The organism is Peribacillus sp. N1 (assembly GCF_054600815.1).
Map to the genome: position 1 here is coordinate 1 of NZ_BAAHZO010000055.1, position 259 is coordinate 259.

1 pseudogene is annotated in these 259 nt (G+C 37.1%); it reads right to left on the reverse strand.

Features of this window, described 5'->3' with window-relative positions:
* Positions 1 to 100: 100 nt before the first annotated feature.
* Positions 101 to 259 (reverse strand): annotated as a pseudogene (locus ACYP5M_RS26610) (LuxR C-terminal-related transcriptional regulator); the annotation flags it as partial.

The following is a 259-nucleotide window of genomic DNA, read 5'->3' on the forward strand; positions in this document are numbered from 1 at the left end:
TGCTAGTTCTTGTTTCTAAGGATCGTTTCGTTAGAAAAGCCCGCCTCTTCAGCACGCATTGCGAAAACTGAAGAGCCGGACTTAACATAAGTTGAAATAATTTCACTTCTACCCATCCGTTTTTAATAGCAAGAACAACAGCTTGTGTACGGTCGTTTACAATCATTTTTTTAAGAATGTTAGTCACATGGTTTTTTACTGTTTTTTCAATGATATATAAATTTTCGCCGATGGCACGGTTGCTTTTTCCGTATGCTAA